We start from the raw sequence: 21840 nt of genomic DNA, 5'->3' as shown, positions 1-21840 counted from the left end.
CCCGGGAATGCGCATTCCGGGGTACCGCCGCGTCTGCTCGCGAGAGAAAAAGGGGGTGGCTCAGGCGCCGGCCATCGCGGGCAGCTGCGGCAGCACGGCCGGCTCGGCGGGCGCCATCTGCGAGTACAGCGCGGGCAGCGATGCCGCCACATCGAACGCGTTGAGATCGCCCGCGTAGTCGGCAATGTAGACCCGTTCGCCGTCCTGGCGCACGGCGACCGCAGCGGGCTGGGTGTGCACATCGATGCTGCCCAGCACGACGTTGGTCATCGTGCACAGCACGATGACACGGTCGTAGTCGACGACATAGGCCCTGGCGGCGTCGGGGGCCATCACCAGCTGGGTGGGCGCACCGCCCGCGGCGAGGGTCCCGACCACCGTGGCGGCGTCGACGTCGACGATGTGGACGAGACCGCGGTTGCGGCGGTCCGAGGTCAGCACGTAGGCGTTGCCGTCGGCGCCGAGCGCGAGATCGCGGATCGGTGCACCGATCCACACGGTGGCCTCGACCTGCGCGGTCTCGGCGTTGATGGCGACCAGCCGGCTGCCCCGCTCGTCGGAGGTGGCCGCGTAGATGCGCTTGCCGCTGCCGTCGATGTGCAGGGCGTCCAGGCTGAGACCCTCGCCGGTGGCGATGTCGATGGTGCCGACCCGTTCGGCCGTGGTGTCGATGACCGCGACGTCGATGCGGTCGTGGCCGCTGCGTCCGGCGAACACCCGCTTACCGTCCGGGCTGATGGCGAGTGCGGTCACGCTCAGCGCCAGGGGGTACTGCGCGAGCGTCGCCCCGGTGAGGGTGTCGACGACGACGATCGTGTCGCGGCCGGCCGTGGCCACGCTCACGTAGGCCCGGTCGTGGGCCGCGGCGACCGCGAACGGCTCGCCCTTGAGCCGGACCGAACCCACCACGCCGAGGGAGTGGGGGTTGATCACGGTGAGGCAGTCGGCGACCACGTTGGTCACGACGACGGTGTCGCGGTCGGCGTCGACGGCGATATCGCCGATCGGGCCCCGACCGACGTCCACCAGTCCCGCCACGTCGACGTCGTCGAGCACACCGTCGAACGTGACGCTGCCGGCGGTCGATTCCTCGACACCGCGATCGCGTCGCACGGCTTTGCCCAGCGCGCGCAGGAAATTCTTTGCCACAGGCATCGGGCTGGTCATCGGCACCTCCGCCGGCATAGTGATACCGGCACTAGATTTCCAGGGTCTGTCTGCGCCAGGACGGCGCGGTTACATCGAGTCTAGCGACGAAAATCGTCGTCCTTGACCGGTTCGGCAGCGAATCGGGGACATATCCCGAGCGTCTCTCAGACTGTGCTTAAGAAATTCTTCGTTATCGCTTCGTGACATCGAGTTGGCAACAGATTAACCGCAGGTAACCAGCCTGGACGCCGATATCGGCAATCGGATTTCAAGCGGCCGCCCATGGTTCTGCCAGTATCGGTTCTTACCATTTCCCGGAAAAGTGAGCGCTAGATCACACCGCGACACGGCAGCAAACTTTTTATCCGGTATCGGCAATGGACGCGCCCGCTAACCCCGCTCATCTGTGACCGCTGTGAAAGCTGAATAATTCCGAGACGGAAGTTCGCTGTGAGGCCGTCAATATCGGGTGCCCCGGGTGTCCCGGGTCACACCCGCACGGCGTCGGCAGGCAGTTTGAGCCCGAGTGCGGCCGCCGTTGCGGGGCCGACGACGCCATCCACCTTGAGGCCACCGGTGCGACGCTGGAAGTCGCGGACCGCGGCCTCGGTGCGCGGGCCGAAGACCCCGTCCACCTCGAGGGCGCCCGCGGACCCGGCCCGGACCGCGTTGAGCCTGCGCTGCAGCGCGGCCACCGCCGCCCCCTGCATCGGGCGGAACATCAGGATGTCGGCGTACTCCCCGACCGGCACGGCCGGGCGGGGGGTGGGGGCCGGTTTGGCGATGTCGCCGATCCGCGCCTGGACATCGGCCCGCAGGATGGTCATGTCGATGGCACCCGGATCCCACTTGCCCTGGGCGCGACCCGCGTACTCCTTGTGTCCGATGGTGCGCGCCGAGCTCTGCGCCAGCCGCCGGTTGATCGCCGCGCAGCACGACACCAGCGCGAAATATTGTGCGTCGGGCCAATTCTGGCGATGCGGGGCGGTCGGGCTGGTGCCGCTGTTGGCGCATTCGATGCCGATGAGATGCCAGTTCCCCATATTCGTCGGCACCCATGGATACATCCCGGCGCCGGCATGCCAGGCCACCCCGAGGGCCACCAGGGTGACCCTGCCGTCCCTGGCGATGTGCAGCTGCGCGAGCGGCCCGGCGAGATCCGGGCGACCCTCGGCGATGGATGCCGCAGTGGCCGTGTCGGATCCGGTGTGGTGCACCATCACGCCCCGGATGTCCTTGAAATCACCGTGCCCGCGGGTGCGCCAACCGGGGTACTCGGCGAGATCGATTCCCTCGGCGCGTAGTACGTCGGCCAACCAGACCGGGTCACCGGTCCACGGTCCCGTCTGCGGCACTGGTCGTCCTCTCGGTCGCAGCAAACCTTCGAAATTCCATGCTACCCGCGGTCGCCGACACCGGTTCCGATCGCGACGGGTCCACCAGACTGGTTACGGGTCAATGACTTTGCCCGGCAGTCGAGTCGCCTGATGGCGCCCGGCGCCCGGATTGGCCGTGACATCTTCCGGCAAATGTCCACAGCAGACGCCCACCGCTGCGGGCCAAACCCGTGCCGGCACGGTCCGGGTGTGCGAGCATCTGCCCATGAACCCGAACGACGATCCCGAGGCACGGATCCGCGAGCTGGAACAGCCGCTGGCCGAGGCGGCCAGCGCCTCCGAGCTCGGGACGGGTCGGGGTGCGGGGCGAACCCCACCACCGGCCTACGGCGCGTCGTTCCCGCCACCGCCGCCCGGGCCGCCCGCGCCGTGGCCGGCCTACCCCGACCCGCTCCCGCAGGCGCCGCGGCATCGTGCGGGCCGGTCCCTGCTGATCGCGCTCGGTGCCATCGTGGCGTTTCTGGTCGCGGGAGGGGTCGCCGCGTATGCGATGTTCACCGGCTCGGGCACCTCGGATGACGAGGCCAGCACCGCACCCCCGAGCCGCACGGCCGTTGCTCCGCCGACCCGGCGGACCCTGTCGCCGGCACCGACCACGGTGGCCCCCGGCGAGACGGTGATCGTCGCGGGCATCAACGAGAACCGCACCATCGAGTGCGACGCCAACACCATCACTGTCAGCGGAATCGAGAACACCGTGGAGATCACCGGAAACTGTGCGGGCCTGGTGGTTTCCGGCATCGAGAACGTCATCTCGATCGAATCCGCCGACACCATCGGGGTTTCGGGGTTCGAGAACAGGATCACCTACCACGCGGGTGAACCCGAGGTGGCCAATTCCGGTCAGTCGAACGTGGTCGAGCGGGGCTGACCGACCGCTAAAGACGCTCCAGGAACTCCTTGAGCAGACCGACCAGCGCACCCGGATTATCTTCGGGCACCCAGGCTTTGGCGTCGTCGACGTACTCCAGCCGGCCCAGCGGCAATGTCTCGGCGAGGCGGCGCGCACCTTCGGCCGGGAAGAACCGTTCCTCACGCGGCCAGACGACCAGGGCCTGCCCCCGGTACTCGGCCAGCCGCGCCGAGTACTCGGTCAGACAGGCCGGCGAGAGCCCCGCCAGAAAGCGTCGGAAGTCCTTGCGCACCAGCCTGTCACGCCGTAACGGGCGCAGATAGTCGGCCATCACATCCGGCGGGATGGGCCGCTTGGTGGCGCCACCGTAGGTGACCGGAAGACGCTGCAACGGCCGCCACCCGATGGCCACCGACTGCAGCAGGGCGGCCCCCGGCAGGGCGGAGAGCCGACCGAGGAGTTTGGTCGGCCAGGGATCGGAGTCGAATGCGTTGGTCGCCACCAGCACCAGTCCGGAGATCCGTTCCGGATGCTCGACGGCGACGACCTGGGCGATATCACCGCCGTAGCCGTTGCCCACCAGCACGGCCCGCTCGATTCCGAGCGCGTCGAGCAGATCGACGACGGTGCGCGCCAGCCCGGGCATGGTCAGATCGGCCCCGGGCAGCGCGGGCAGATGCGAGCCGAGCGGCAGATCGGGGGCGATGCACCGGACGCCCTCACCGAGGCCTTCCGCGATATGGCGCCACACCCGCCCGTGCGCGGCCAGACCGTGCAACAGCACGACCGGCGTGCCGCTGCCGCTCTCGCGCAGGCCGACGGGGCCGCACGGCAGCTCGACGAGCCGCCGCGAGGTCAGCAGGTCCATGGTGTGCCCCTCTCACATCGCCGGGCGAAAATTAATACAGACTGTATGCAAACACATGAAGACCAAAACAGCAATACATACAGCTTGTTAAAATTTCTCGGTGACCGAGGATCCACGCGACGGCCGTGAACAACGCAGCGAGGCCACCAGGGCCGCCCTGGTGGCCGCGGCCAGGGACCTGTTCGTCGAGCGCGGCTATGCGGCGGTGTCGACCGGCGATATCGCCCGCGCCGCCGCGGTCACCCGCAACGCCCTCTACTACCACTTCCCCACCAAGGAGGCGGTCTTCCGGGCGGTCTACGAGGATGTCGAACGCCGGCTGGCACAGCGGGTCATCCCGGCGGCGCTGGCCCAGCCGACCGCCCGAAGGCAACTCGAAGCGGGCATCGACGAATTCCTGGACGGCTGCCTCGATCCCGCGGTAGCCCGGATCAGCGTCCTGGAAGCCCCCGCGGCGCTCGGCTTCGCCCAGATGCGCGAGATCGACAATGCGAACTATCTGGGTGTGCTGCGCGACGGTGTGCGGGCCGCCGTCGATGCGGGCGAACTGCCCGGCCTTCCGGTCAACACGCTGGCCTCGATGCTGATCGGCGCCCTCGACGAGGCCGCGCTGCTCATCGCCGGCGCCGATGACCCGGCCACCGCGAGGGCCGAAGCCGACCTGGTGGCCCGGGCCATGGTGGCGGGCCTGTTCACCGGCTAGCTCACAGCACCTTCGACAGGAACTCCTGCAGCCGTGGATGTTTCGGGCTGTCGAACACCGCGCCCGGGGTGTCGTCCTCGACGATGTTGCCGTCGGCCATGAAGATCACCCGGGTCGCGACCTCCCGCGCGAAGCCCATCTCGTGGGTCACCACCACCATCGTCATCCCGCCCTCGGCCAGATCGCGCAGCACCTGCAGCACGTCGCCGACCATCTCCGGGTCGAGCGCACTGGTGGCCTCGTCGAACAGCATGATCGACGGGTTCATGGCCAGGGACCGGGCGATCGCGACCCGCTGCTTCTGCCCACCGGACAGTGTGGCCGGTTTGACTTGCGCCTTCTCGGCGAGGCCCACCTGCTCGAGCAGTTCCATCGCGCGTTTCTCGGCGGCGGGCTTATCCATCTTCTTGGTCAGCAACGGCGCCAGCGTGACGTTGTCGATCACCGTCATATGCGGGAACAGGTTGAAATGCTGGAAGACCATGCCGATGTGCTGACGAACCTTGTCCAGGTCCACCTTGCGGTCGGTCAGGTCGAACTCGTCGACCGTGACCTTGCCGTCGGTTATGTCCTCGAGCTTGTTCAGGCAGCGCAGGAACGTGGACTTCCCAGACCCGGACGGGCCGATGACGCAGACCACCTCACCCTGGCTGATGGTGGTGGTGATGCCGTCGAGGACCACCAGGTCGCCGAACGACTTCTTGAGCCCGTCGATCCGGATCTTGACGGTGCCCTCCGGCTCGGCGGCCGCGGATTCTGGGACGAGCTGGGTCATTTCGAGATCCTCTTCTCCAGGCGATCCGAGAGCTTGGTCAGCGCCATGATGACGATGAAGTAGATGATGCCGATGATCAGCCACATGGTGAACGACTGGAAGTTGCGGGCGATGATGATCCGGCCGGTCTGGGTCAGCTCGGCGATGCCGATCACCGACAGGATCGAGGTGTCCTTGAGGGTGATGACGAACTGGTTGATGTAGGACGGGATCATCGTCCGGATGGCCTGCGGCAGGATCACTTTGCGCATCGTCGGCAGGTACCCGATACCGAGGCTGCGCGAAGCCTCCATCTGGCCGGTGTCCACCGATTGGATTCCGCCGCGGACGATCTCGGTCATGTACGCACCGGCGTTGAGCGACAGCGTGATGATGCCCGCGGTCAGCGCCGACATCTGGAAGCCCAGCGCCGACGGGATTCCGAAGTAGATGAAGAAGGCCTGCACCAGCAGCGGTGTCCCGCGGAAGATGTCGACGTAGGTGGTGCCGATGGCGCGCAGCCAGACCGACCGGGAAACCCGCAGCAATCCGAAGATGATGCCGAGCACCAGCGCGATGGCGATCGAGACCACCGTCAGGATCAGGGTCATCTTCAGCCCGATCATCAGGATCGGGAAGGTGCTCTTGAGCAGGCCGAGGAACGAGTTGTCGGAGTCGCTTGCGCCCTGGCCGAGATAGTGGTCGAGGATCTCGTCGTAGCGGCCCGACTCCTTGAGAGCGGCCAGGCCCGCGTTGAACTTCTGCAGCAGCTCGGCGTTCTGGCCTTTGTTCACCGCGAACCCGTAGCTGGCCCCCTTCTCCTTCGGCGTCACGGTCTTGAATCCGTTGCCCTGGGCGATGCCGTACTGCAGCACCGGGTAGTCCTCGAAGACCGCCTGCGAGTTCCCGGTCCTGACCTCGTCGAACATCGACGCCGAATCGGCGAAGTACACGGTGCTGAAACCGTATTTGTCCTTGATCGACTCGGCGAACTCGGCGCCCTCGGTGCCGTTCTTCACCGCGACCCGTTTACCGCGCAGATCGTCGTAGGACTTGATGTCCTCGTTGGCCTCGAGCACGGCCATCTGCACGCCCGATTCGAAGTACGGATCGGAGAAGTCGAACACCTTCTTGCGTTCGTCGGTGATCGACATGCCCGCGATGACGCCGTCGGCCTGATTGGCCTGTACCGCCTGCAGGGCCGCGTCGAAACCGAGCGGCTTGATGGTGACGGTGAAGTTCTGGTTGGCGGCGATCTCGTTGATCAGGTCGATGTCGATGCCGACGAATTTTCCTCCGGCATCCTGGAATTCGAACGGAGCGAACGTGATGTCGGTTGCCACCACATAGTTCTCGCCGTCCGCGGAGGCTGTCGCCGGGGCCAGTACCGCGGCGCCGAAGAGCCCGATCAGGACCGCCGCGGCGAGTCCGAGGTACCGCGAGCGCACCCCCGGTCCCCGGGTATGAAGATGCTGTAACCAACCGGATCGCATGCGGCGGCTCCCATCGTGATGGCGGTGCGCGACGTCCCACCGTATCGCCACGGCGCGGCCGCGAGGGCGCATTCCGGCCAGTTCCGCGGTTCGCCAGGAGCCCGCCATCGCCGGTCACGGGCAGGCCGCGGGGCTACCGGCGATCTCCAGCTGTTCTCCACACAACCTTCAAGCACCCCGGGCCGCACCGCGACACCATCGATCCATCGAAGACAAGGCCGATCCGGCACCGTCTCATCAGTTCGAGGAGTTGCACCATGAACAAGACGCTCATCGCGGCACTGGGCAGCGCGGCGGCGACCCTGGGCGCCCTCGGCGCACTGGTCACCCTGGCGGCGCCCGCCCAGGCCGAGTCCGCCGCCCTGACGATCGGTCAGCTGGAGGCGCAGGGATTCGACGTGCGGCTGGACCGCATCGGCAGCGCACCCCTGGATCAGTGTGTCGTGACGGGCATCCGAAACCCGCGGGAACAAACGAAACTCGTGCACTTCGACGGTCCTGGCGGGCGCAACCGGCTGGTCCCCGTCGTCGTCCGCCGCACCATCACGGTGTCGCTGGACTGCTCGCGCTGAGTTTCGCCGTCGCGCCGCAGGAGCGGCCGGTCAGGTGACTACGGGCGATACCCGATAAGCAGGTAGCGGACTACGCGTGTGCCGGGGCGGGTCCGGCCGTACGTTGCTCGCATCGGGGCACCCAGGCAGTCGATGCCCAACCGAGGAAGTCCGAAATGACCGTCTCCAAAGCAACTTCCGTTGTCAAACCAAGCACCGCGACCACCACACCCGTATTGATCACCGAGACCGAGGTGCGGCTGGGCACCGCCGCGGCGTTGGCGCCGCCCCGCCGCCGCTTCGGGCGTCCGCACCCGGTGTCGTCAACACTGGCCCGCTGGCACGCCAGGGCCGCCGAACGCCGACACCTCCACCACGATCAGCCGTCGCGGCTGAGGTATCTGGAGGATTCGCTGATGTCGCGGGAGATGGACCGGCTCTGATCAGCTTGCCAGCGCAACGGGTTTGACCACCTCGGAGTAGTGCGAGGCGTCACCCGCGACCACCCGGCTCGGCGCACCGTGCACGTCGACCGGGATGTCGCCGGCCAACGTGACCCGGCTGAGCCTGCGGTACTGATCGTCGTAGTCGGACACCGCGTAATGCTGTGTCGCGCGGTTGTCCCAGATGGCCAGGTCACCCGGCTCCCAGCTCCACCGGATGGTGTTCTCCAGTTTGGTCACCCGATTCTGCAGCAGCTGGAACAGGGCGGTCGACTCGGCGGCCCCCAGCCCGACAAACCGTTTGACGAAGTGGCCCAGCAGCAGCACTCGCCGACCGCTTTCGGGATGGACGCGTACCACCGGGTGCTCGGTCTCGTAGTACTCGGACCGGAACTCGTCACGGTACTGGCGTTCGGTGTCGGCGAGCCGTTCGTGGCGGCCGTCGTAGTCGGCGGCGTAGTCGAACTCGTTGGTGTGCACCGCCCACAGGTTCTCGGCCAGCGCGCGCAGCGGTGCCGGGAGCTTGTCGTAGGCGGCCTCGGTCGAGGCCCACGTCGTGGTGCCGCCGTAGCTCGGCAGGGTGACCGCGCGCAGCAGCGAAGCCTTGGGGACGCGGTCGACGAACGTGACATCGGTGTGCCAGCTGTTGGCCTTGTCATAGCGCGAGTCGATCGGCAGCACCCGATCGCCGCGCGAGGTGACGGTGGGGTGCGCGGTGGTCGGCGTGCCGAACAACCTGGCGAATGCCAGTTGCGCGTCGTCGTCGAGCCGGTGCTGGCCGCGGAAGAAAATCACCTTGTGTTCGACCAGGGCGGCGTTGATCGCGGCCACGGTGGCCCCGTCGAGGCCGCCAACGACCTCGATTCCGTCGATTCGGGCCCCGATATCGGCCCCCAGTTTGATCACCTGCACCGCTGACATCCCGTCAGGGTCGGTCACCCGGCGGCGCCGCACCACCGTTGCGCTCGCGCAGAGCGCAATTACCTCAGCCGATGCGGATGACGTAGGTTCCGTCCTCGTCGCGCTCGATCTCGTGGTCGAGCGCATTGACCCAGACCGGGGTGGTCCGGCGGGAACCGAGGAACGCGCCCTGGACGACGCCGCCCGGCGCCAGGTCGACGTTCCACTCGTCGCCCTGCGCCACGATCGTGACGATCTCCTCGCCGTCGGCCCGGCGGATGGACAGCACCTGGCCGTTGGCCTCCTGTTCCTCCAGGTCGGCTTCGAAGCCGTCCAGTTCGATTTCGTCGGCGATCTCGACGTCTGCATCCTCAGGCACGCCGCCGACTGTACGCGGCACCGCCAGAAGGCGTTTCACCCGCCACCGGGAGCCGCGGGCGCGAATCCCGTGCTCATTTGCTCACCGGACCCCTCAGGTTTACCCGCGGTTTCCAGCGGGAACAACAAGCTGGCCGGCGACGTTCTCCAACCAAGATCAAGAGGAAGGACGCTCATCAATGGCTACCGACTACGACGCACCTCGAACCAAAGACGCGGATGAGGCTGCCGACGAGTCACTCGAGGGGCTGAGCACTCAGCGGCGCAACTCCGTCGATACCGCGGTGATCGATGAGGATGAGGCGGTCGACTCGTTCGATCTGCCCGACGCGGACCTCTCCGGCGAAGAACTCAGCGTGCGGGTGGTTCCCAAGCAGGCTGACGAGTTCACCTGTTCGAGCTGCTTCCTGGTACACCACCGTAACCGGATGGCGTTGCAGCGGGGCAACGAGCAGCTCTGCGTCGACTGCGTGTAACCCGGCTTGGGGCCCGCCGGGCGCCGACCAGGTCGGTGTCCGCCGCGGGCCCAGCCGCCTCCCGGTGATGGGATCTTGACCGCAGCGCGGATGTGACCTAGCTTTCCTGGAAACGTTTACATGGAAACGTTTCCACACAGGAGGCAGAGACTGTGGTCACCATCCGTGAGGTCGCGACGAAGGCGGGCGTCTCACTCGGTACCGCATCGCGCGTGCTGTCCGGGCATCCGGCCACCTCCCCGGAAGCCAGGATGCGCGTCACCGAGGCCGCGGCGGCGCTTGGCTACCGGCCGAACGCGCAGGCCCGATCGCTCCGGCTGACCCGCACCCACACCATTGGGCTGCTGGTCTCCGATGTGCGCAACCCGTTCTTCGCCGATGTGGCGCACGCCGCCGAACAATCGGCGCTCGACGCCGACTACGTGACACTGTTGGGCAACGCCAACGAGGACGTCACCCAACAGGATCGCTACCTCGAGACATTCCTGACCCAACGGGTCGACGGTGTCGTGCTGACCCCGCAGGGCCGCGGGTCCGGGATACTCGACACCCTGATCGCCTCGGGCATGCCCGTGGTGTTCGCCGACCGCACGGTCGACGGCATCGACGTCCCCCACGTCACCACCGATTGCCGGGCCGGCCTGGACGCCGCCATCGCGCACCTGGCCGCCGCCGGGCACCGCAGGATCGCGTTCATCGGTGGCCCGGATTCGATCTCGACCGGCCGGGACCGCCATATCGCGTTTCTCGAGGCACTGCCGCGGCACGGCCTGACCGTCCATCCCGAGCTCGTCACCTGCGGCGATTTCCGCGAGGAGAGCGGCATCGAGGCCACCGAAAGACTCCTGGCCGGGCCCGATCGGCCGACCGCGATCCTGGCCGCCGACAACCTCATGGCGGTGGGCGCACTGACCGCCATCCGCAGGCACCACCTGCACTCCGGATGCGATATCGAACTCATCGCGTTCGACGACATCGATTGGTTCGCCCACGTCGATCCGCCGCTGTCGGTGATCGCCCACGACCCCGGAGCCATCGGGCGCCACGCGGTGTCGTTGCTGCTCGAGGTGATCAAGGGTGATGCGCCCCGGTCGGTGCTGCTGCCCACCCGCTGGGTCGACCGGTCGTCGGAGCGTCGCAATGGGTGAGCACCGGATGCTCGTGGTCATCCCCCACCTGAACGAGATCGACACTGTCGCAACAAGGCTCGACGAGGAGGCATCGATATGAAGATCGCACTGGGAAACGACCACGCCGGATACCCGCTGAAGGCACACGTACGCACCGTGCTGGAGGGACTGGGCCACGAGGTCATCGACCGGGGCGCGCCCAGCGAAGATCCGGTGGACTTTCCCGACGTCACCCGCGACACCTGCCAGGCCGTCCTCAACGGGGAAGCCGACCGGGCCGTCCTGGTGTGCGGCACCGGTGCGGGCGCGGTGATGGCGGCCAACAAGATCGCAGGCATTCGATGCGCCCTCGGCCATGATGTCTACTCCGCGCACCAGAGCGTGGAACACGACGACGCGAATGCAATCGCCATGGGCGCGTGGGTGATCGGCCGCGCCACCGCTGGCGAGGTGCTCGAAGCGTTCCTGGCGGCGCGCTTCGACAACGACGAGGACACCGTGCGCCGGGTGCGCAAACTGCAAGAACTGGAACGCCATTCGGACCGTGAGCTGGCCACCGAGATCTGAGCTGTCAAAGGAGACGGGCGATGAGCACCGGTATTGACGACATCCGAAAGCAGGCCGAGTTCGGCTCACCGGGAAAGGTCCGCACGGCATTCGGAGCCGCCGCCGGAACCTGCGTCGAGAATTACGATTTCGTCGTTTACGGGACCGCCTCGGCGCTCTACTTCGGTGACGTGTTCTTCCCGGAGTCCGATCCGACGGTCGGCACCCTGCTGTCCTTCGCCACCCTCGGGGTCGGCTTCCTGATGCGCCCGATCGGCGGATCGGTCGGCGGCTACCTCGCGGACCGCTTCGGCCGCAAACCGGTGCTGGTCGGGGCGCTGCTGGTGATGGGGATCGCGACCGTCGCGATCGGGCTGCTGCCCACCTATGCCCAGGTCGGCGTGCTGGCACCGACACTGCTGGTGATCATCCGGATGATCCAGGGGCTCGCGTTCGGCGCGGAATGGGGTGGAGCGGTGCTGATGGCCTACGAGCATGCACCGTGGCGCCATCGCGGCCGGTTCGCCGCGATCCCACAGGCCGGCAACCCACTCGGCATCGCGCTGGCCAACATCGCCTTCCTGGCCAGTGTCACCCTCGACAACGACTGGGCCTGGCGGATTCCGTTCCTGGCCAGCGCGATTCTGATCGCGGTGGGTCTCTACGTCCGGTTGCGGCTCACCGAATCCCCTGAGTTCGAAGCGATCAAGGCCCAGGGCCAGGTGGTGCGCAACCCCTTCCTGACCGTGCTGCGTGAAGACTGGCGAAACATCCTGCGCATCATCGCGCTTCGGGTCGTGGAGTCCTGTGCCTACTACCTCACCGCCACCTATCTGCTGAGCTACATCACCAAACGGGATCCCGCCGACCGCACCGCGGCACTCGCCGGTGTGGTGATCGCGAGCGTCATCGCGGTGGGCACCACGCTGGGTGCGGGTGCGCTCACCGACCGTGTCGGGCGCCGCACCGTCTACCTGGCCGGGTGCATCCTGGCGATCGCCTTCGGCATCCCGATGTACCTGCTGGCCAATACCGGTCAACCGTTCCTGATCGCGGTGCTGTTCATCATCGGGATCGGCATCATCCACGCGGGACTCACGGGAACGCAGGCTGCCTGGTTCGCCGAACTGTTCAACACCAGGACCCGCACCTCGGGAGCCTCGATCGGCTACCAGGTGGCGGCATCGATCGCCGGCTTCGCACCGTTCCTCGCGGTGCTCCTGGCCGACTCGTACGGCTGGATCGGGCCCGCGCTGTTCTATGTCGCGGTCGGGCTGATCGGCCTCGCGGGTGTGCTGGCCACCCCGGAAACCTGGGGACCCGGCCAGCGCGCCGAGGTCGACGCCGTGATCCGTGGCGAGGCCCAGCCCGCGGTGCCTTAGAACGCGTCGAACCGCCGACCGCGACCGCCGCCGGCTGCGGCGGTAAGGCTGGACCGGCTCAGAGCAGGCCCGCACCGATGAGCACCTGCCAGACCCCGACCACGACGAACAGGCCGATCAGGACCTGCTGGCGGTGGGCGAGGGCCCAGTCGTGGACCGGTGCCAGCACGGCCTGGGTGCGCGTCGGCGCCACCACGTAGCACAGCAGGGTGATCTCGAAAACCGTGAGCATCGCCAGCACGAAGACCACCGCCGCGACCACCTGGGTGCCGATCGGCAGACCGGATCCGACGATCATGGTGTCGACCAGCAGGACCAGCGGCGGCGGCGGCAGGTAGCCCATGCCGAACACCAGCGACACCCACAGCGCGCCGCCCTCCCACGCGTCGTGCAGGCGGGCGACGAAGCGCCCGAACGCGGCCCGCAGATTCGCGAGCGCCGTCCTGATTCGCCCGGGCCGCGCCGGCGCGTCGGCCGACGAGGTGTCCGTGTCCAGCACCAGGACCGATGAGCCGCCGTCCGCGCCGACCGTCGCGGACGCGGGCGCCCGCTGCCGCACCCTGGCGCGAACCATCATCGCCGCGGCCAGCGCCAGCGCCAGCAGTCCGGTGCCCAGCTGCAGCGGCTGGATCCCCGAATGCGGATCGGGGGTGGCGAGATCCTTGGCGAAATCGGCGAACGCGGGCACCATGTGCAACGCGAACAGCGTGACCAGGAAGGCCGGCGCGTTGACGATCAGGCAGCCGACCCAGAAGGTCAGCAGGTTCTGCACCGGCCTCGGCCGCGAGATCACCAGCAGGATGAACCCGAGCAACACCGGGTTCAGTGACACCACAAGTGCCAGCCCTAAAATTTCACCCCACATGCCCGGAGCCTCACACCTCTCTAGAGCAGCCCGAGCCTCTGCAGATCGGTCACGTACTTGACGATCACCGGCGCAGAAACGTGCGGAATATCGTTGCCTGGACCGATATTCGCCTGTCGCACGGCGGCGTGGAACCGGTCGGCCGGGGCGTAGGACCCCAGCGTCGGCTCGGGAGCCCGCAGATCCCCGCCGTGCCGGCGCAGCAAGGTCAGCATCTGCAGGACCGAGTTCTGCCGCTGCCGCTCGGGCAGGGCCCGCAGCCCGGCCTCGAACCGGGTCAACCACTCGCCGAAGTCGCCGATCCGCTCGATCGGGTGGCCAGCCTCGATCAGCCAATCGATGTACTCGTCGACACCGAAGCCGTCGTCGTGCGGATTCATCACGTGATAAGTCTCGAACCCGTCGATCACCCGGGCTCCCAGCGTGGTGATCGCCTCGGCGACAAAGTCGACCGGCAGCCCGTCGAAGTGCGCCCGCTGCCGGCTGCCGTCGGCGCCGAGCCGGTAGAACGATTCGGGCGCCACCCCGGTGGCCACGATGCTCAACACCATCCGGGTGACGGTGTCGGTCACGTTCAGCTGCCCCGCGTAGCGCGGTTCGGTCATGATCATCCCGGACCGGAACACCGCAACCGGGAGTCCACACAGGTCGTGGGCCTCACGCAGCAGCACCTCGCCGGCCCACTTGCTGTTGCCGTAGCCGTTGGCGTATCCGGTGTCGACGGTGCGGGTCGCGCTGATCAGCCGGATGTCGGCGTTTTCGACGAACCGTGACGGCTCGACCTGGCGGCCCACGTCCGAGGTGGAGACGAACGTGTACGGCTTGAGCTTGGTGGTCAGCGCGAACCGGATCAGCTCCGCGGTCCCGACCACGTTGGGCCCGAACAGTTCTCCGTAGGGCAGCACACTGTTGACGAATGCCGCGGAGTCGACGATCAGGTCGACGCTCTCGGCCAGCTGCTGCCAGGTCGGCTCATCGAGCCCCAGGTTGGGTGCACCCTTGTCGCCCGCGATCACCCGCAACCGACCCGCGGCCAGTTCCCGGAAGTGCCGGCTCAGGGCCGGGTCGGTGTCGAACGTCGCCTCGAGGCGGCGCCGGGCATCCTCATCGGAGCGGCCCCGCACCAGGCAGATCACCGTATCGTCGACGCGGCGCGTCCGCTGCAGCCAGTCCAGCAGCAGATAGCGTCCGAGGAATCCGGTGGCCCCGGTCAGCAGAACGGTACCGAGGTTGCCGGTGGGCGGCGCCAGGGTCGGCGCGGTCCGCAGGGTGGCGGCGTCGATGAACTTCTCCAGCTTGAGATCATCCGCGTGCACCTCGACGGCATCGCTGCCGTGCACCGAGGCGAAGCTGACAGCGCGGGTAGCCGCCGCCGGATCCGGTGCGGCGGCGCTGTCCAGCCGCTGGGCCAGGCCGCTCACCGTGGGCGCCTCGAACAACGTCCGCACCGCCAGATCGACATCCAACGACGTATTCACCGCCGCGACCACCCGCATCGCCGAAATCGAATCCCCACCAAGATCGAAGAACGACGCGTCCACACCCACCCGCTCCATCCCCAGCACATGGGCATAGACCCCGGCAATGGCCTCCTCGGTCGGATTCGCCGGCGCCCGGTACCGGGATTCATCGAGATACTCGGGTGCGGGCAACGCACGCTTGTCCAGCTTTCCGTTGACCGTCAACGGCAGCGCATCGAGTGCCACCACCGCCGACGGAACCATATATGCCGGTAGGTGATTGGTCAGGGCGGTCCGCAGCTCGGTCGGATCGGCAGCGCCGGTGACGTAGCCGACCAGGCGCTTGTCGCCGGGCCGGTCCTCACGGGCGATGACCACCGCCTGCTCGACCCCGTCCAAATCGGCAAGCGCAGCCTGGATCTCACCGAGCTCGATGCGATAACCACGGATCTTCACCTGCTCATCGGCCCGGCCCAGATACTGCAGCTGACCGTCCTCACCCCACTGCACCAGATCCCCGGTGCGATACATCCGCTCGCCCGGCCCACCGAACGGGCAGGCCACAAACCGCGACGCGCTCAACCCGGACCGGTGCGCGTAGCCGATTCCCAGGCCACGGCCGGCCAGATACAGCTCGCCGACCACGCCGGGAGGCACTGGACGCAGCCACTCGTCGAGTACGAACGTCGCACCCGAGGGCACCGGCGCACCGATCGGGACGCTGTGTGACGAGCCTTCTGCCCCAACCTTTGTCAAGGGCGCGCTGACCGCCGCATAGATCGTCGCCTCGGTGGGGCCGTAGGCGTTGAGCATCACCCGGCCCGGCGCCCAGTGGTCCACCACCTCGGTCGGGCAGGCCTCGCCGGCCACCACCAGTGCGGTGTTCTCCAAGCCCTCCGGCGACAACATCCCGACCGCCGACGGGGTCTGGTAGAGCACCGTGACCTGTTCGTCGATCAGCAGCTTGTGCAGGTCGGTCGGCGAGCCCGCGACCGATTCCGGCACGATCACCAACCGGCCACCGTGCAGCAACGCACCCCAGATCTCCCACACCGACACGTCGAACACCAGCGAATGCCACTGCGACCACACCTGCCCGGGCCCGGCGGGCAGGCCGGCGGGCAGCTTCTCCAGCACCTGGGTCACGTTGGCATGGGTGATGGCGACCCCTTTCGGGACGCCGGTGGTGCCGGATGTGTAGATCACGTAGGCGATGTCGTCGGCCGCCGGGGTCAGCAACTTCGTGCTGGGATAGATGGCCGCCGCGGGATCGTCCGGATCGTCGACCTCGACGACCGCCACATCCGAATCCTCCAGCCGCGCACGCAGATCCGCGGTGGTGATCGCGGCGATGGGCTTGGCGTCGCCGAGCACGAATTCCAGCCGGGCCGTCGGCACCGACGGGTCGATCGGCAGGTAGGCCGCCCCGGTTTTGAGCACCGCGAGGATCGCCACAATCGCCTCGTCCGAGCGCGGCAGCAGCATCGCGACCGATTCACCGGGACCTGCGCCGTAGACGGCGAGCAGGTTCGCCAGTCGGTTGGCGGCCTCGTCGAGTTCGCCGTAGTTCATCGACCGGCTGCCGAACGTCACGGCGGGCGCCTCGGGGTCGCGGGCCACCTGCCGTGCGAACACCTCCGGAATCGATACCGGGTCGGGCACCGGGTGGCTCAACACCGCGCGGTTGCCCCAGGCGTCGATCCGGTCTCGTTCGCCTGCGTCGAGCACCTCCATCGAGGACAGCCGGCGGGTGGGGTCGGCGGTCATCGCCATCAGCACCCGTTCGAACCGCTCGAACAGCGCCCCGATGGCGGCGACGTCGAACACATCGGCGTCGTATTCGATGCGCAGCCCCAGTTCGTGCCCCGGTAGCGCCATCACCGACAGCGGGTAGTGGTTGTACTCGCGGTTGTCGAACTCGGTGACCGTCAACTCGTGCACGCCCAGGAAGGCGCTGGTGTCGATCGGGTAGCTCTCGTACAGGAACAGCGTGTCGAAGAGCTGTTCGTGTCCGGAAAGATGGTGAATCTCGGTGAGCGCCAGGTGCTCGTGTTCGATGGTGTCGTTGTGGTGGCTCTGCAGCTGGCCGAGCAGGTCGGCGACCGTGGTGGCCGATGTGGTGCGGGCCCGGACCGGAACCGTGTTGATCAACAGACCCACGATGGAATCGGCTCCGGCCAGGTCGGCGGGCCGCCCGGACACCGCGGTGCCGAACGCCACATCACGCTGACCGGTGAGCGCCATCAACAGCTGCGCCCAACCGGCCTGCAGCACCGTCGCCACCGTGGTGTGGCATGAACGGGCCAGTTCGCCAAGGGTTTTGGTGGCCTCGGCGGACAGTCGATAGGTTTCGACGCCGCGTGGGCCGGGCAGGGCGGGCGGAGCGACCAACGTCGGCGTATCGAAACCCGCCAACACCTCGCGCCACGCCGACCGCGCCGCCTCTCGATCCTGACCACCCAGCCAGTCCACAAACGCCCGGTACGGCGGGGCGGCAGGCAACCGCTGACCGAAGTAACCGGCGAAAACCTCCCGCAACAGAATCGGCAACGACCAACCGTCGATCACGATGTGATGAAACGTCAACACAAACCGATGCTGATTGCCCGACGTACGGATCAACGCAGCCCGAAACGTGGGCCGCTCCACCAGATCACACACCGCGGCCCGCTCCGCCGCACACAGCCGTGCGATCTCCTCGTCCGGGGTCAGATCGTCCCCGCGAAGGTCCAGGTACCGCCAGGCCATCACCGGCTCGGCCGGGATGACCTGCACGGGCTCACCGAACTGCTCGACGAACCGGGCCGCCAGGTTGGGATGGCGGGCGACGACGCCGTGCACCGCATCGCGGAGTCGGTGCTGGTCGACGACCCCGGCGATGGTGATGTCGAGTTGCACCGCGTAGACATCGACATGGTCGGCGTCTGCGCGGCCACGCGTCAGGGTGGAGTGGAACAGCAATCCCTGCTGCACGGGGGTTAGCGGCAACACATCGGCGACGCCGAATTGTGCCTGCAGTTCGTCGATCTGGCGCTGGCTCAGCCGGGCCGGTGCGATGTCGGACGGGGTCAGCCCGCCGCCGCCGTGCTGCACATGGGCGCAGATCCCGGTCAGGGCCTCGAGCCACAACCGGCTCAACCGGTTGATCTGGTCCTCGTCGACCGCCGAGGGCGCCCAGGTCCAGCCGGCCTGCAGGCGCGGACCGGTGTCGGAATCCATCGCACCGGCGTTGAGTTCCACGGTGTGCATCAACGGCATCGGGACCGCCGAGGTGGCGGCGGTGTCCGAAAGGGCGTCCTGGTCGATGCGCCACAGGTCCTCGGACAGGTCGCCCGCGCCTGCGCCCAGCCGTCCCAGGTAGTTGAACCCGATGGTCGGGTCCGAACCGGTGACATCGACGTCGGGATTCAGGTAGCGCAGCAGACCGTAGGTCAGCCCTTCCGGCAGCGCGCGCAACTGTTCCTTGGCGGCCTTGAGCACCGGGCCCAGCGCGGTATCACCGGATGTGACCTGGTCCCAAGACAATTCCCCCACTGCCAGTGCCACCGGGTACTTGCTGGTGAACCAGCCGACGGTGCGGGACAGGTCGATGTGGGAGTCCGCGGGTCCGGCGAACTCCTCGACCCGGCCGTGGCCCTCGACGTCGATACCGATCGGTGCCGCACCGGTGCCCAGGTATTCCGCCCAGGCCAGGCCGAACGCGATCAGCAGGATGTCCTGCACGCCGGCGTGGAACGCCGCGGGGACCTCACCCAGCAGTTTGCGTGTGGTCTCGGAGTCCAGCGACACCGACAGCTGTCCGGCGGTCGCGTACGTATCGCGCTCGGGCCGCACCGGGGGCAGCGCCGCGGGGGCACTGGTCACCGCACGCCAGGTGTCGGCGAGTTCGACCACCGCGGGATCGGCGGCCCGCTCCTGCAGCAGCGACGCCCAGCGGGCGAACGACGTCCCACCCGCGGGCAGCTCCACCGGCTGTCCGCCGTGGTGCTGAGCCGAGGCGATATTGAGGTCTTCCAACAGGATTCGCCACGACACCCCGTCGACGGCCAGGTGATGGAGCATCAGCACCAGCTGACCGGTGCCGCGCACCCAGACCGCGCTGAGCATCGACCCGGCAGCGGGGTTCAGCCGCGACCGCGCCGCGACCAGCGCCTCATCGGACAACTCGTCGACGGTCCGCAGGCAGTCCCTGGCGTCCACCGCACCGGCGTCGGGAATGGTCAGCGACCAGTCGCCGGTGGAATCGCCCGGCTCGGCGCGCAGCCGCAGCGTCGGATGCCGGTCCAGCAGGGCCTGCAGCACGACCACCACGTCGGCCTCGGTCACCCGGCCGGGGGCCTGCAGGACCAGGGTCTGGTTGAACTGGTCCACCGGCCCGTCGACGGTGTTGAGCCAACGGATGATCGGGGTCGCGGGCAACGGGCCGGTGCCCTCGTCGACCACCGCGGCCTCGTCGTCGGCGAACTTCGCCACCCTGGCCACCCCGGCGACGGTCTGCTCGACGAAGATGTCGCGTGGCCGGCAGGACACACCCGCGGCCCGCGCCCTGGCCACCACCTGCATCGACAGGATGCTGTCCCCGCCCAGATCGAAGAACGAGTCGTCGGCCCCGATCCGCTCGACGCCGAGCACCTGGGCGTAGATATCGGCCAGGATCTCCTCGACCGCGTTGGCGGGGGCGCGGTAATCGCCGCTGGTGCTGTGGTATTCCGGTGCGGGCAGGGCCCGCCGATCCAGTTTGCCGTTGACCGTCAGCGGCATCGACTCCACCACCACCACGGCCGCGGGCACCATGTACGGCGGCAGCCGGTCGGCCAGGTGTGTGCGGGCCTTGCCCGGATCTGCGGTTCCGGTGATGTAGCCGACCAGCCGCTTGTCGCCGGGCCGGTCCTCGCGGGCGATCACCACCGCCTGCTCGACGCCGTCCACCCGGGCCAGGGCGGCCTGGACCTCACCGAGTTCGATGCGGTAGCCACGGATCTTGACCTGTTCGTCGGCCCGTCCCAGATACTGCAGCTGACCGTCCTCGCCCCACCGGACCAGATCGCCGGTCCGGTACATGCGGGATCCGGGCGCGCCGAACGGGCAGGCCACGAACCGCGACGCCGACAGCCCGGCCCGGCGCGCGTAGCCGAGCGCCACTCCGGTGCCTGCCACGTACAGTTCACCGACCACGCCCTCGGACGCCTTGCGCAGAAATTTGTCGAGCACGAACAGGGCCGCACTGGGAACCGGCGAGCCGATCGGGGCCACGCCCGAGCCCGGGACGAGCGGTGAGCTCATCGCGGCGTAGATGGTTGCCTCGGTGGGACCGTAGGCGTTGATCATCACCCGCCCGTTCGTCGCCCACCGGTCCACCAGTTCGGTCGGGCAGGCCTCGCCCGCCACCACCAGCGTGGTGGAGTCCAGCCCCTCCGGCGAGAGCATCCCGGCCGCCGACGGCGTCTGGCACAACACGCTCACCTTCTCGGTGACCAGCAGATCGTGCAGGTCGTCGGGTGAGCTCGCCACGGTCTCCGGCACCACCACGAGCCGGCCACCGTGCAGCAGGGCGCCCCAGATCTCCCACACCGAGACGTCGAACACCAGCGAGTGCCACTGCGACCACACCTGGCCGGGGCCCGCGGGCAGGTCGTCATGCAGCGCGTCGACCAGCTGGGTGACGTTGTGGTGGGTGACCGCAACGGCTTTGGGCACACCGGTGGTGCCCGACGTGTAGGTCATGTACGCCAGATCGTCGGGTGCGGGCCCGGGCAGCGCGGTGCCGGGCCTGCTGTCGATCTCCGGATCGGCGATGTCGATGACCGCCAGTTCGGTGTCGGTCTCGACGTCGGAGAACCGGGCGCACAGGTCGGTGGTGGTGAGCACCGCGACCGGCCCGGCGTCCGAGACCATGAACGCGATCCGCGAGTCCGGATGGGCGGGGTCGATCGGCAGGTACGCCGCCCCGGTCTTGAGCACCGCCAGGATCGCGATGATCGCCTCGGCGGACCGGGGAATGAGCAGCGCGACGGATTCACCGGGCCCAGCGCCGTGCCCGACCAGGTGATGGGCCAGACGGTTGGCGGCCTCATCGAGTTCGCGATAGGTCCAGGACTGCTCGCCGAAGATCAGCGCCACGGCCTCCGCGGCGTCCTCGACCTGCGCGGCGAACAACTCCGGAATCGACACCGGCGTGGCGGCGGGTTGGGTGAGAACCTCCCGGTTACCCCATTCATCGAGCCGGTCGTGTTCACCGTCGTCGAGTAGGTCGAACGACAGCAAGGTCCGGCTGGAATCGATGCTCATGACTGCTCCCTTGTATCGGCCGTCATCGCAACGAGTACCCGCCGCAACCGATCGACCAACTTCGCGATGCGCGCCGAATCGAAGACGTCGGTGTCGTATTCGACGCGCAATCCCAGCTCATGCCCCGGAACGGCCTGCACGGACAGCGGGTAGTGGTTGTACTCGCGGTTGGTGAAGTCGGTGATGTCCAACTCCCGCACACCC

18 protein-coding genes are annotated in these 21840 nt (G+C 67.9%); 8 read left to right on the top strand and 10 right to left on the bottom strand.

Translation table 11 applies throughout. The features are described from left to right. Nucleotides 1–60 precede the first annotated feature (60 nt). Nucleotides 61–1185: an MmpL3/TtfA transport complex stabilizer gene (locus ACWDTP_RS26205; protein WP_450025226.1), complete on the bottom strand. Its 1125-nt coding sequence runs from the start codon at nucleotides 1183–1185 to the stop codon at nucleotides 61–63. 452 nt (nucleotides 1186–1637) lie between these two features. Further along, nucleotides 1638–2504, bottom strand: a complete 867-nt coding sequence (locus ACWDTP_RS26200; protein WP_450025224.1) for a peptidoglycan recognition protein family protein — start codon at nucleotides 2502–2504, stop codon at nucleotides 1638–1640. 247 nt (nucleotides 2505–2751) lie between these two features. Here ACWDTP_RS26200 and ACWDTP_RS26195 point away from each other — a divergent pair, with 247 nt between their 5' ends. Further along, nucleotides 2752–3417, top strand: coding sequence for a DUF3060 domain-containing protein (locus ACWDTP_RS26195; RefSeq protein ID WP_450025222.1), 666 nt, complete (start codon nucleotides 2752–2754; stop codon nucleotides 3415–3417). 7 nt (nucleotides 3418–3424) lie between these two features. Here the strand turns inward: ACWDTP_RS26195 and ACWDTP_RS26190 are convergent, their stop codons facing one another. Beyond that, a complete protein-coding gene (locus tag ACWDTP_RS26190; protein WP_450025220.1) occupies nucleotides 3425–4267 on the bottom strand; it encodes an alpha/beta hydrolase in 843 nt (280 codons plus the stop codon). A gap of 100 nt (nucleotides 4268–4367) precedes the next feature. Here ACWDTP_RS26190 and ACWDTP_RS26185 point away from each other — a divergent pair, with 100 nt between their 5' ends. After that, nucleotides 4368–4970 (top strand): TetR/AcrR family transcriptional regulator, encoded by a 603-nt coding sequence (locus ACWDTP_RS26185; protein WP_450025218.1) that lies wholly within the window; start codon nucleotides 4368–4370, stop codon nucleotides 4968–4970. A gap of 1 nt (nucleotide 4971) precedes the next feature. Here the strand turns inward: ACWDTP_RS26185 and ACWDTP_RS26180 are convergent, their stop codons facing one another. Both ACWDTP_RS26180 and ACWDTP_RS26175 read right to left on the bottom strand, forming a co-directional pair. Continuing rightward, on the bottom strand, nucleotides 4972–5745 hold the full coding sequence (locus tag ACWDTP_RS26180) for an amino acid ABC transporter ATP-binding protein (RefSeq protein WP_450025216.1): 774 nt from the start codon (nucleotides 5743–5745) through the stop codon (nucleotides 4972–4974). Beyond that, complete coding sequence (locus ACWDTP_RS26175) at nucleotides 5742–7217, bottom strand: amino acid ABC transporter substrate-binding protein/permease (protein WP_450025214.1); 1476 nt, start codon at nucleotides 7215–7217, stop codon at nucleotides 5742–5744. Before ACWDTP_RS26175 ends, ACWDTP_RS26180 begins: the two co-directional genes overlap by 4 nt. A 257-nt stretch (nucleotides 7218–7474) precedes the next feature. Here ACWDTP_RS26175 and ACWDTP_RS26170 point away from each other — a divergent pair, with 257 nt between their 5' ends. Beyond that, nucleotides 7475–7789 carry a hypothetical protein gene (locus ACWDTP_RS26170; RefSeq protein WP_450025212.1) on the top strand — a complete coding sequence of 105 codons (315 nt, stop codon included), beginning with the start codon at nucleotides 7475–7477 and terminating at the stop codon, nucleotides 7787–7789. A 155-nt stretch (nucleotides 7790–7944) separates the two neighbouring features. Next, nucleotides 7945–8211, top strand: a complete 267-nt coding sequence (locus tag ACWDTP_RS26165) for a hypothetical protein (RefSeq protein ID WP_450025210.1) — start codon at nucleotides 7945–7947, stop codon at nucleotides 8209–8211. Here the strand turns inward: ACWDTP_RS26165 and ACWDTP_RS26160 are convergent, their stop codons facing one another. After that, entirely contained in the window at nucleotides 8212–9132 is a 921-nt protein-coding gene (locus ACWDTP_RS26160) for a TauD/TfdA dioxygenase family protein (protein WP_450025208.1), read from the bottom strand. Nucleotides 9133–9196: 64 nt separating this feature from the next. Continuing rightward, nucleotides 9197–9490: a hypothetical protein gene (locus tag ACWDTP_RS26155; RefSeq protein WP_450025206.1), complete on the bottom strand. Its 294-nt coding sequence runs from the start codon at nucleotides 9488–9490 to the stop codon at nucleotides 9197–9199. A gap of 178 nt (nucleotides 9491–9668) precedes the next feature. Between ACWDTP_RS26155 and ACWDTP_RS26150 the strand changes: the two genes are divergently transcribed. The 4 genes from ACWDTP_RS26150 to ACWDTP_RS26135 all read left to right on the top strand — a co-directional run bounded on the left by ACWDTP_RS26150 (nucleotide 9669) and on the right by ACWDTP_RS26135 (nucleotide 13023). Continuing rightward, nucleotides 9669–9965, top strand: coding sequence for a DUF4193 domain-containing protein (locus ACWDTP_RS26150; RefSeq protein ID WP_450025204.1), 297 nt, complete (start codon nucleotides 9669–9671; stop codon nucleotides 9963–9965). Nucleotides 9966–10117: 152 nt separating this feature from the next. Further along, nucleotides 10118–11113 carry a LacI family DNA-binding transcriptional regulator gene (locus tag ACWDTP_RS26145; protein WP_450025202.1) on the top strand — a complete coding sequence of 332 codons (996 nt, stop codon included), beginning with the start codon at nucleotides 10118–10120 and terminating at the stop codon, nucleotides 11111–11113. A gap of 78 nt (nucleotides 11114–11191) precedes the next feature. Further along, a complete protein-coding gene (locus tag ACWDTP_RS26140) occupies nucleotides 11192–11662 on the top strand; it encodes an RpiB/LacA/LacB family sugar-phosphate isomerase (protein ID WP_450025200.1) in 471 nt (156 codons plus the stop codon). Between the two features lie 20 nt (nucleotides 11663–11682). Beyond that, nucleotides 11683–13023, top strand: coding sequence for an MFS transporter (locus ACWDTP_RS26135; RefSeq protein ID WP_450025198.1), 1341 nt, complete (start codon nucleotides 11683–11685; stop codon nucleotides 13021–13023). 58 nt (nucleotides 13024–13081) lie between these two features. Here the strand turns inward: ACWDTP_RS26135 and ACWDTP_RS26130 are convergent, their stop codons facing one another. From ACWDTP_RS26130 to ACWDTP_RS26120, 3 genes are all read right to left on the bottom strand, one after another. Continuing rightward, the gene (locus ACWDTP_RS26130; RefSeq protein ID WP_450025196.1) at nucleotides 13082–13888 is read right to left on the bottom strand and encodes a GAP family protein; all 807 of its coding nucleotides are present in this window, start codon (nucleotides 13886–13888) and stop codon (nucleotides 13082–13084) included. A 20-nt stretch (nucleotides 13889–13908) separates the two neighbouring features. Then, on the bottom strand, nucleotides 13909–21636 hold the full coding sequence (locus ACWDTP_RS26125) for an amino acid adenylation domain-containing protein (RefSeq protein ID WP_450025194.1): 7728 nt from the start codon (nucleotides 21634–21636) through the stop codon (nucleotides 13909–13911). Further along, a partial coding sequence (locus tag ACWDTP_RS26120; RefSeq protein WP_450025192.1) for a hypothetical protein occupies nucleotides 21633–21840 on the bottom strand: 208 nt, incomplete at its 5' end. The genes ACWDTP_RS26120 and ACWDTP_RS26125, both read right to left, overlap by 4 nt.

The sequence above is a fragment of the Mycobacterium sp. NPDC003449 genome (genome assembly GCF_053588415.1).
This window is presented reverse-complemented; position numbering and strand designations above follow the sequence as displayed.

Excerpts from the sequence above, each read along its gene's own strand:
- ACWDTP_RS26205 (WP_450025226.1), bottom strand. The coding sequence starts at position 1,185 with ATGCCGGCGGAGGTGCCGATGACCAGCCCGATGCCTGTGGCAAAGAAT.
- ACWDTP_RS26195 (WP_450025222.1), top strand. The coding sequence starts at position 2,752 with ATGAACCCGAACGACGATCCCGAGGCACGGATCCGCGAGCTGGAACAG.
- ACWDTP_RS26190 (WP_450025220.1), bottom strand. The coding sequence starts at position 4,267 with ATGGACCTGCTGACCTCGCGGCGGCTCGTCGAGCTGCCGTGCGGCCCC.
- ACWDTP_RS26180 (WP_450025216.1), bottom strand. The coding sequence starts at position 5,745 with ATGACCCAGCTCGTCCCAGAATCCGCGGCCGCCGAGCCGGAGGGCACC.
- ACWDTP_RS26175 (WP_450025214.1), bottom strand. The coding sequence starts at position 7,217 with ATGCGATCCGGTTGGTTACAGCATCTTCATACCCGGGGACCGGGGGTG.
- ACWDTP_RS26170 (WP_450025212.1), top strand. The coding sequence starts at position 7,475 with ATGAACAAGACGCTCATCGCGGCACTGGGCAGCGCGGCGGCGACCCTG.
- ACWDTP_RS26165 (WP_450025210.1), top strand. The coding sequence starts at position 7,945 with ATGACCGTCTCCAAAGCAACTTCCGTTGTCAAACCAAGCACCGCGACC.
- ACWDTP_RS26160 (WP_450025208.1), bottom strand. The coding sequence starts at position 9,132 with ATGTCAGCGGTGCAGGTGATCAAACTGGGGGCCGATATCGGGGCCCGA.
- ACWDTP_RS26150 (WP_450025204.1), top strand. The coding sequence starts at position 9,669 with ATGGCTACCGACTACGACGCACCTCGAACCAAAGACGCGGATGAGGCT.
- ACWDTP_RS26140 (WP_450025200.1), top strand. The coding sequence starts at position 11,192 with ATGAAGATCGCACTGGGAAACGACCACGCCGGATACCCGCTGAAGGCA.
- ACWDTP_RS26135 (WP_450025198.1), top strand. The coding sequence starts at position 11,683 with ATGAGCACCGGTATTGACGACATCCGAAAGCAGGCCGAGTTCGGCTCA.
- ACWDTP_RS26130 (WP_450025196.1), bottom strand. The coding sequence starts at position 13,888 with ATGTGGGGTGAAATTTTAGGGCTGGCACTTGTGGTGTCACTGAACCCG.
- ACWDTP_RS26125 (WP_450025194.1), bottom strand. The coding sequence starts at position 21,636 with ATGAGCATCGATTCCAGCCGGACCTTGCTGTCGTTCGACCTACTCGAC.